The organism is Spirochaetota bacterium, from assembly GCA_004297825.1.
Taxonomy (GTDB): Bacteria; Spirochaetota; UBA4802; order UBA4802; family UBA5368; genus FW300-bin19.
In genome coordinates, this window is record SCSX01000057.1 from 1 (window position 1) to 9,999 (window position 9,999).

Annotated in this window: 10 protein-coding genes; 8 read left to right on the forward strand and 2 right to left on the reverse strand. The window is 57.3% G+C overall.

All coding sequences use genetic code 11. The annotated features are described in order from the left end of the window. Positions 1-606: 606 nt before the first annotated feature. The 7 genes from xth (at position 607) to EPN93_11445 (ending at position 7,688) form a co-directional block, all read left to right on the forward strand. The gene (xth, locus tag EPN93_11415; protein TAL34860.1) at positions 607-1,380 is read left to right on the forward strand and encodes an exodeoxyribonuclease III; all 774 of its coding nucleotides are present in this window, start codon (positions 607-609) and stop codon (positions 1,378-1,380) included. A 109-nt stretch (positions 1,381-1,489) separates the two neighbouring features. After that, positions 1,490-2,323 carry a sugar phosphate isomerase/epimerase gene (locus EPN93_11420; protein ID TAL34861.1) on the forward strand — a complete coding sequence of 278 codons (834 nt, stop codon included), beginning with the start codon at positions 1,490-1,492 and terminating at the stop codon, positions 2,321-2,323. A 28-nt stretch (positions 2,324-2,351) separates the two neighbouring features. Continuing rightward, positions 2,352-3,338, forward strand: coding sequence for a UDP-glucose 4-epimerase GalE (galE, locus tag EPN93_11425; GenBank protein ID TAL34862.1), 987 nt, complete (start codon positions 2,352-2,354; stop codon positions 3,336-3,338). A 78-nt stretch (positions 3,339-3,416) separates the two neighbouring features. Further along, the gene (locus EPN93_11430) at positions 3,417-5,006 is read left to right on the forward strand and encodes a hypothetical protein (protein ID TAL34863.1); all 1,590 of its coding nucleotides are present in this window, start codon (positions 3,417-3,419) and stop codon (positions 5,004-5,006) included. A 4-nt stretch (positions 5,007-5,010) separates the two neighbouring features. Then, positions 5,011-5,688 carry a carboxylate--amine ligase gene (locus tag EPN93_11435; protein ID TAL34864.1) on the forward strand — a complete coding sequence of 226 codons (678 nt, stop codon included), beginning with the start codon at positions 5,011-5,013 and terminating at the stop codon, positions 5,686-5,688. A gap of 351 nt (positions 5,689-6,039) precedes the next feature. Next, a complete protein-coding gene (locus EPN93_11440; protein TAL34865.1) occupies positions 6,040-7,233 on the forward strand; it encodes a 6-phosphofructokinase in 1,194 nt (397 codons plus the stop codon). A gap of 8 nt (positions 7,234-7,241) precedes the next feature. Beyond that, a complete protein-coding gene (locus EPN93_11445) occupies positions 7,242-7,688 on the forward strand; it encodes a hypothetical protein (protein TAL34866.1) in 447 nt (148 codons plus the stop codon). A gap of 2 nt (positions 7,689-7,690) precedes the next feature. Here the strand turns inward: EPN93_11445 and EPN93_11450 are convergent, their stop codons facing one another. Further along, entirely contained in the window at positions 7,691-8,152 is a 462-nt protein-coding gene (locus tag EPN93_11450; GenBank protein TAL34867.1) for a pyridoxamine 5'-phosphate oxidase family protein, read from the reverse strand. Further along, positions 8,153-8,695: a tetratricopeptide repeat protein gene (locus EPN93_11455; protein ID TAL34868.1), complete on the reverse strand. Its 543-nt coding sequence runs from the start codon at positions 8,693-8,695 to the stop codon at positions 8,153-8,155. It lies immediately after the preceding gene. Positions 8,696-9,054: 359 nt separating this feature from the next. Between EPN93_11455 and EPN93_11460 the strand changes: the two genes are divergently transcribed. Then, on the forward strand, positions 9,055-9,999 hold a 945-nt coding region (locus EPN93_11460; GenBank protein ID TAL34869.1), incomplete at its 3' end, for a hypothetical protein.

Below are 9,999 nucleotides of genomic sequence, written 5' to 3' on the forward strand. Positions count from 1 at the left end.
TGCGGAAATCCGAAACAAGCTCATTCTCATTCTTCCTGAAGGTAATCGGAAAGCAATGCCAAAGTTTCCGTGGATCACGCGGCTGGTACTTCACCAGCGTAAAGCCCCCCTGGAAGTGATTAATGTTGTGTCGTATACGCATAAGAATCATAATCACGACCTCGCGGCGGGATTTTCCAAGCCGGGCGGCCGCAAGGCTGATTTTAATAAAGTTCGCGTTTTTCATGTTGATGCTCGTTCGCAGCATTCGGTACCCTCCGAAGAAAAAGTGGAGCGTCTGAAGTGAATACGAAGGAAGGGCACAAGATAGTAACACTTTTCCCGGATTTCCCTTAAAACACCTGGAATGTGTCACACTCACTCCACCGCTTCCCTCGGAGACGCTTAAAACGAATACGATGCGTTTTAGTGCGTGCGGTGTCGTTCCTCGCTTGACATTCGCGCGCAGCCGTTCACACTGGAAGCGTTGCCTTTCCGGGCGCGGCAAAGATTGGAGTCGGGGTTCGATACAACCATGTATAGACGACGAAACAGGGAGGAGCAAACCGGGGGTGGGCGCATCGTGCTAAACGACGCGATCCTCGCCTCCCTTGAGGAGGACCGGCCATGATCATTGCGACCTTCAACGCAAACTCGATACGCGCGCGCATGCCCATCATAATCGACTGGCTCGCGGAGCAGGCCCCCGACGTGCTGTGCGTCCAGGAGACCAAGGTAAGGGACGAGGAGTTTCCGATACAGGCGTTCACGGACGCAGGGTACACTGCCATCTATAAAGGGGAAAAGTCCTACAACGGCGTCGCCATACTTTCGCGCCTTCCCGCCGAGCGCGTTTTTTACGGCTTCGACGGCGAAGGGGCCGACGAGGGCACACGGCTTATCGGCGCCTGGATATCCGGCATCCCCGTGGTGAACACCTACGTGCCGCAGGGGACCGATCCGCTCTCGCCGAAGTTCAAATACAAGCTCGGCTGGCTGGCCCGGCTGCGCGATTTTTTTTCCGCGCGGTTTTCCCCGGGGGCGCCGCTCGTCTGGGTGGGCGATATCAATATCGCCCCAGAGCGGAAAGACGTGTTCGATTCCGATGCGCTTTACGGCAAGGTCGGGTTCCACCCCGAAGAGCACAAGGCCCTGAGGGCTATCACGGAATGGGGCTTCGAAGACATCTACCGTAAATTTCACCAGGAGGCGGGCCGGTACTCGTTCTGGGACTACCGCCTGCGCGACGCGGTGAAGAAGGGATTGGGCTGGAGGCTGGACCATATCCGGGCTACCGGCGCACTCGCCGCGCGCGCGACGGACGCGTGGATCGATATGGAGCCGCGCCTCCGCGAACGCCCTTCCGACCATACCTTCGTATGCGCGAAGTTCGACCTGTAACCGGCGCCATGAATGCCGCACGGACGTTCCCGGTCCGGGGAACCCGGAACCCGGAACCCGGTCGGACGCCGGCGCTCCGCCGACGAATTCATCAACCGGAGGGCATGAAATGATGACCGAAGAATCCATCGCGCGTGCCGCCCGCCTCGTCTACATATCCATGCCGTTCGGGAAGCTCGACGCCCATATGCGCGCGCTCGTGAAGGAGCACCGCCTCAACCTCGAGATAGGCATCAGTCATCACGCTCTCGACGCGCATGCGCCCGGCGAATTTCGCGCCGTCGCCGCTGAGATCGCAGACGCGGGGATTTCAACGACCGTCCACGCCCCGTTCCAGGAGTTGTTTCCCGGCGCCCCCGACAGGCTCGTGCGCGAGGCGGCACGAGCGCGCCTGGACGCCGCGTTCGGCCTCGCGCCGCTCTTCCGCCCGGCGTCGGTGGTCATGCATCTCAACTTCGAATACCGGCGATTCGGGTTCGTGCACCGGGACTGGCTCGCGCACACGGCCGCCGAGATCGATCGTTATGCGGAACTCGCGGCGGCCATGAACGCGCTGCTGTGCCTCGAAAACGTGTACGAGGAATCGCCGGACATATTCGGCGAGGTGTTCGCGAAAATTTCCGCGAAGAACGTCCGGCACTGTCTGGACGTGGGCCACCTGGCGGCCTTCTCGAAAATCGGGATCGCTGAATGGCTCTCCGGCGCCGGGCATTTCGTCGGCCAGTTCCACCTTCATGACAACGACGGATCGGGAGACCGGCACGCCCCCCTGGGCGAGGGCTCCGTGGATTTCGCCGCGGTGAAGGATTTCATAGCCGGGATGAACGCCGTCCCCCTCGTCACCCTGGAGCCGCACTCCGAGCCGGACATCTGGAAAACCCTCGCGGGTTTCACCGTGCTCGGTTTCCCCGAAGTGCTTGAAAAATTGCCGCGGGTTCCGTAGGGTGCGCTATTCGGGAAAGGAGGATGTCATGAAGCGGATTCTGGTTACCGGGGGCGCGGGTTATATCGGCAGCCACGTGGTGAGGGCGCTGGCCGCGCGCGGATTCGAGCCCGTCATCTACGACAATCTCTCCACGGGGTTTCGCGATTTCGTCGCCGGATTCGAGCTCGTCGAGGGGAGCATAGGGGATCGCGGAAAACTCGGGAAGCTGTTCGGGGAGCGCGAGTTCGCGTGCGTCATGAACTTCGCGTCGTTCATCGCCGTGGGCGAATCGGTACATCTCCCCCTCAAGTATTACGAAAATAACGTATCGGAAACGGTGACGCTCTTCAGGGCGATGCTCGAATCCGGGGTCACGCGATTCATTTTTTCCTCGTCGGCCGCCGTTTACGGGGAACCGGAGATCGTCCCCATCCCCGAGGATTCCCGCCTCGCGCCTTCAAGCCCCTATGGGCGAACGAAGCTTTTCGTGGAGGATATCCTCAGGGACCTTGACGTGTCCGATAATTTCCGGTCGGTGAGCCTGCGCTATTTCAACGCCGCGGGGGCCGATCCCTCGGGCGCGCTCGGCGAAAGCCACGTCCCCGAGACGCACCTCATCCCGCTCGTCATGCGCGCGGCGCTCGACGAATCCTACGTCATCAACGTGTTCGGTACCGATTACGATACGCCGGACGGGACGTGCGTGCGCGACTACATACACGTGAACGACCTCGCCGATGCGCACGTGCGCGCGCTGGAAAAACTTCTCGCGGAAGGGAAAACCTCGGTTTACAACCTCGGGAACGGAAGCGGCTTCTCCGTGCGCGAGGTCGTGGAATCGGTGCGGCGCGTTACGGGGCGGAAAATCAGTGCCATGGACGGGCCGCGCCGTCCGGGCGACCCTGCCGCGCTCATCGCCTCCTCGGAAAGGGCGGCGAGGGATCTCGGGTGGAAGCCGCGTTATGCGGAACTCGATGTGATCGTGGAGACCGCGTGGCGCTGGGAATCGCAGCGCCGGCGCAAGGGATACTAGGAGCCGTTCCGGAAGCCGCGACCCGCGCGCGGCGGACCCGTCAACTATACATTTTCCTCATCCCGAAAATGTTGACCGATGAGTATGCAATGTTTAGTATTGTTGCATGATAATAAACCAGCATATTTTGTTGACAAATGGTATCGCTCAATAAAACTGTCGCCACCGAGAATTCGGAGCACAGCGGGAAAAGGTGACGGCACAATGCGGGATCTGAGCAGACTTTTCTATCCCAGGGCGATTGCGGTGGTAGGCGCGAGCGACAGCATGTTCAAGTGGGGCTCGTACATATTCACCAACCTGCTCGCCGCGGGTTTCAAGGGTGAAGTCTATCCCGTGACCCTCACGAGGGACAGCGTGTACGGCCGGAAGGCATACAAGTCGCTCATGGATATCCCCGGGGAAGTGGACCTCGTGTTCAATACGACCCCCGCAAACAAGGTCATGAATGTGCTCCGCGATTGCTCGGCGAAAGGCGTGCGAAACATCGTCATGATCACCTCGGGATTCAGTGAGACCGGCGAAGAAGGCAAGCGTCTCGAAGAGGAAATGGTCGCGTATGCGCACGCGCATGAAATGAATATCGTCGGCCCCAACACGATGGGGATGGTGAATACGGCCTGCTCGATCTACGCCACGGGTTCGCTTGTAAAACCCGTACGGGGCGGAATATCCATCGTCGCCCAGAGCGGAAACGTCGGCAACCAAGTGATGGAGTGGGCCGAACAGCAGAATATCGGAATAGGCAAGTTCGTGGGCTCGGGCAACGAGGGGGTGCTCATGTGCGAGGACTACCTTGAATACCTGAGCGAGGATGACGATACCAATGTGATCCTCATGTATCTCGAGGGGATCGACAACGGGCGGCGTTTCATGGAGATTGCGAAGCGCACGACTATGAAAAAGCCCGTGATCGCATTGAAGGCCGGCCGCACCGTCGGGGGCGCACGGGCCGCGGCCTCGCACACCGGTGCGATGGCGGGGACCTACGCCACGTACGCAAGCGCGCTTAAGCAAAGCGGGGTGATTCTCACCACGGCGCCCACCCAGATGCTCACGCTTTCCGCGGCATTCGATGCGCTGCCCCTTCCCCGGGGGAACCGTGTGGGTGTCGTGACGCTCGGGGGCGGCTGGGGCGTTATCACCGCGGACGAGTGTGAGGAACAGGGTCTCGCCCTGCCGCCGCTTCCCGACGACGTGTTCGCGAAGCTCGATTCCATGCTCCCGCCGTTCTGGAGCAAGGGGAACCCCGTAGACCTGGTGGGCCAGCCGGATCCGGTCCTCTTTTCCGAATCGCTCCGGCTCATGGTGTCGAGCGACGCATTTGACGCGGTGATCATTCTGGGCGTGATCGGCGCGACGAAGTTCGTGGTGCGCGTGAACCAGATGGTCCTGGACCTTGGGTACGGATCGCAGCAGGAGGTCGACGGTCTCAGCGCCGTATTCAGGAAGAAACAGTTCGATTTTCTCGATACGATAATCGGTTTCATGGAACAATACGAAAAACCGATCTACCCGGTCGCGCTCGTGACGTCGCCGGAAGACAAAATGCTTTACAGCAGGAACGGCGGGAAGTACAAGGTCGCCGTGTACAAGACGCCGGAGGAAGCGGTGTTCTGTCTCGCGCACCAGTATGAATATTCAAGGTACCTCAGGCAAAGGAGCTGATCATATGAAGGAACTTCTGAAAAATGCCGTCGGGAAGGGACAAAAAGCGCTCTCCGAATACGACTCCGCGCGGGTTATCGCGTCCGCGGGTGTAGCAGTGACGAAATATATGCTCGCGAAGACGAGGGACCAGGCCGTATCCTTCGCACGCGAGATGGGATTTCCCGTGGTGCTCAAGGGCTGCTCGGACAAGGTGACCCACAAGACGGAGATGGGCATGGTGAAACTCAAGCTGAAGAGCGACCAGGAGGTCGCCGCCGCCTACGACGAGCTCACCGGCAAGGGAGTGATCCTTGACGGCGTACTCGTGCAGGAATGGATCGAGGGCGACAAGCGCGAGTTCGTGATAGGGCTTACACGCGACCCGCAGTTCGGTCCCTGCGTCATGTTCGGCCTGGGGGGTATTTTTACCGAGGTGCTCAAGGACGTAAGCTTCCGCGTCGCCCCGCTCACCGAGCTCGACGCGGCGGAGATGATCGAGGAGATCCGCACACGCAAGATGCTGGACGAGTTCCGCGGGAGCCCCGCGGTGGAGCGCGCTGCGCTCGTGAAGGCGCTTATCGGGATAGGCAACCTGGGCCTGGAATACGATGAAATCAGGGAGATCGATATCAACCCGATGGTGATAAACGGGGACAAGCCGGTCGCCGTCGACGCCCTGGTAATCCTGAACAGCAAGTAGTCCCGATCGGCGCGCCAACCGTGTCCCGGCTCCCCTCTCCTCGAAAGTTAAAAAACGCCTCCCATACCCCCCAGCGGAGGCAACAATATCTGCCAATGGTAGAAAAAGCATATTCTGCCGTTTGCTGAAGTCCCTCTCCGGGGGATTGAGGGGCCTCATGAGGCAGTTTTTGTGATATGGGTAATGATCAACCCTCCAGCCGGAGCGCTCTTTCCACTTTGTACCCTGCATTTCCAGTTTATTACTTGTAATTCCCGCCGGTATGGATTACCTTTTCCGAATTGTCTTTCAGGCCGGCATGCCGTTACCTGCGGGCCCCGGGAACCATCTGAGACGAACAGGGAGTGAAGAATGAATCCGAAACACAAGAAAGTGGGGATCCTCTTTTCCGGGGGACCCGCCCCGAGTGCGAATACCGTCATATCCTCGACGACGCTTAATTTCCTTGACGACAATATCCCCGTGATCGGAATTTTCAGGGGCTATGAGTTCATCCAGGATTTCAATATCAATTATCCCAAGCTTCGCAAGGGCGTACACTACGAGGAGCTCAATTACAATATCACCCAGGTAAGGAACGAACGGGGGATATATCTGCGCACCTCCCGTGCGAACCCCGGGAAAAACATAAGGGCCATGGAGGATATTTCCAACCCGGAAAAAAACGCCCAGTTGCGCAATATTCTCGATGCGCTGGATCACCTTAACGTGGGCGCCCTCATCTCGATCGGCGGAGACGACACGCTCAAAACGGCGAATTTCCTGTACCTCATGGGATTTCCCCTCATCCATATCCCGAAGACGATCGACAACGACTATTACGGAATTCCCTGGACCTTCGGATACTGGACGGCCGTCAACTCGGCGCAGATCGAGATGCTCAACATAAAGGCGGACGCGCAGGCGACCGACAGCTTTTTCATCGTCGAGCTCATGGGAAGAAAGGCGGGCTGGCTCACCTACGCCGCCGGAATCGCGGCCGAGGCGATAATGATGATCGGACTCGAGGATATCGACGACGACGAGCTCGACCTTGAAGCGCTGGCGGAGCGCATCGCCGATACGATGATCGCCCGGGAGAACAACCGCCGCCCGTACGGCGTGATCGCGGTCGCGGAGGGGCTCGCCGACAAGCTGCCGGACAAGCTCAAGCCCCATGAGACCGACAAGCACGGGAACATCCTCTTCCGCGAGGCGAACATTTCGCGCCTGCTCGCCGATGCGGCGAAGCGCGTGTACCGCGAAAAGACCGGGCTCGACATCAAGCTCATCCCGAAGCAGATCGGCTACGAGACGCGCAGTGCGGCCCCCATCAGCTTCGACGTCGTGCTCGGCAGCATGCTCGGCTACGGCGCGTACAAGTTCTACAGGGATAACAATTTCGGCGTCATGGTTTCTGTAACGGACAATTTCGACCTGAAGGCCGTCCCCTTCAGCGAACTCATCGATCACGACACGCTCAAGACCAAGCTCAGGGATGTGCCGCGCGGAAGCGATTTTTTCTCGCTCAAGGAAAAGTTATCATTCAGAAAATACTGGGAATAGGGGAACGGATGAAAAAATATTTTCGCGGACTGTACGCGATTCCGGTCGCGTGCATTCTCTTCGGCTGCGGAGGGTCCTCCGGCGACCGGCCCAGGGACGTGCTCGACGCGATGCAGAAAATATTTTCCTCGGATGATTTCAGCGGCGCGAAGAAATTTTACACGAAGGGAACCCGGAGCGCCTTCGACGATCTCGATAAGCTGAATCCGCGTTCCCGGAAAGAAGAGGCGATCCCCGACGGCCGATTCGCGAAGGGCGCGCGATGGGAATTGCTGGACGAATCGATCCAGGGGGACAGCGCGAAGGTGCGCATCAAATATACGAAACACCCCGTGGAAAACAACAAGGGCCTCGAGGTTTCATTCAATATGAAAAAAGAGGATGACGGCTGGAAGATCGACATGGAGAAGGAAATCAGGGAAACCATTTCGCTCATTAAAAAAATGAAGAAGTAGGCTCACTGCCCGGCCTGTTTTCCCCGGATCTCTTCGATATCGACGCGGATCACGGCCACCGCCCGTACCGATTTTTCCTCGAACCGGAGTTCGCCTTCCGCCCCGTATTTTCGCATGATGCACGAAAGCGCTTCCATTTTCTCGTCCCCGTCGGGGAGCAGGCGCGCCCTCCCGGAACCTATTACGCTCCGATACTTCATTCCCCAGCCGCAGGGCGCCGCGGCGCGTACCATCTGATGATCGGTATCGACCTCGAAACACACGCGGTCATTCCTTGAAATGATTTCGATTTTACGGCCGATGGGAGCGGAATGAAAAAACAACGACTTCCCGTCATAGCCGAAATTCATGGGGACGACATAAGGCGTTTCGCCGTCGCACAAGCCGATACGGCATACGAGCGCTTCGTTGAGGATCCGGTCGATTACGCGCCGATCCGTGATTTCCCTTTCGAGGCGTCTCATTCAGATGGAAAGTCCGAGATTCAGAAGGATGTCGTCGCGCAGTTCGAGCCCCTGCTCGTCCTCGGGATATATCTTGAGCAGGTTGAGGCATGCGATGTAGGCCATGAAGAGATCGCCGATCTCGTAGTACACGTTTATGAGATTGAAATGGGTTTCGGGTATCATCGTATCCATTTCGATGGACCTTGCGTAATAGTGGATGGCCTTTTCGAATTCCGCTTCTTCCCAATAGACTCCCGCAAGGTTCGCGAGGGTCACCGCGTCGTCGGGATACAGGGCCGCGGCTTTTTCAAGCACCTGCCGGGAAGCCTTGAACCTGCCGAGCTCGCACAGGGCGATGCCAAGGCCGTTCAGGATGTCGGGATCGGATTCATGAAGGCGCGCGCCGATGCTGAAAAGCTTGAACGCCCGGCGATAATCCCCCAGTTCCACGTACTCGTATCCAATGTCGATTATGCTGCTTGAGTCGCGATCGAACTCGAGAAGCTCGTCCGAAGTGAGGATTCCAATTATTCTATCTTTATAGCGCTTTATGTCCTTCATGCCCTGGATGCCCTGCAACTCGAGCGCTCGGGGATCGAGACGCTGCGCGCTTCTCCTTCCCTGATAACAAAAAGACGCGAAATAGGAAAATGTCAATACAATTTATCAAAATTTACCCCCAGGCGCCGCCCGAAAATCCTATTGACACGGCAGCGGGTCAGGGATAGGAATTCCACAATAATTTACTTCGGTTTTCACCCCATGAATTCGTATACTTTAAAAATGGATTAGTCGCCCGAACGGCAAGGCTCACGCCATCCATGCCGGGGTGACAGAACGGTGAAGCGAAACGCATACGGGTCCTGACCGGCACCCGCATTTCGCAACCAACGAAGTGGCCGCAGCGTGCGGTAAGGGAGATGAACATGAAAAAGTATCAATGGCTTGTCCTGTGTGTAGTCCTGGCTCTCGGTGGCTGCAAAGTCAAAGGAGACGTGCTCGCGACATACAAAGAAGGCCGGATTACCCGCGGCGAATTTTACGATTGGATCGAGGCGAAACGCCTTAATAAGGGCGAGATACTTAAATCGAAAAAATACCAGGAAAGCAAGCTTCGGATGATGGCAATAGACAGGCTATGCGTGGCGGAGGCCAGGAAGGAAGGGCTTGATAAATCCCCGGAATTAAAAGCGCTTGCGGAGAAAGCGGAAGAAGCGCAGCTTATGGACCTGCTGTATCAGAGAGAAATTAAAGAAAACACGAAATTCAGCGAGCCCGCGGTGCGCATCCGGCAGATTTTTATAAAAACCAGGGACCCGAAGCAGGAAAAAGGCAAGAAGCCTTCCGATGCGGAGACGAAGAAAGAACGTGAAACGGCGGTCGAAAAGGCACGCGAACTGATTGCCCAGATCGAGAAGGGGGCCAAATTCGAAGATCTCGCCAAGCAGCATTCCGCGGACTTCTCGAAGAAGAACGGGGGAGATATCGGCTATATATTGTACGACATGATGCCCGCCGAATTTTCAAAAGCGGCGTTTTCATTGAAGGAAGGCGAGTACACGAAGGAACCCGTGATACTCGACAACGGGGTATATATTCTCCTGGCGGAGGAAAAGGAAGACCTGTCCGAGAAGCAAATCAGAAAGCTTAAGGACAAGAACCAGTCGACCATGCTGCTCAATCGATTTTTCGCAAAGGCCTCAAAGGATTATGTGGATAAGCTCATGCAGGCGGAGGATGTGGTTAAAACCCTCGAAAAGGCGACGAGTAAAAATCCGAAGGATATTATTTTCAAAATCGGGGACAGGGCTTTTATCGTGGAGGAGTTGAACAAACGTCTCGTATCGCAAACCGGTAAAAAACCC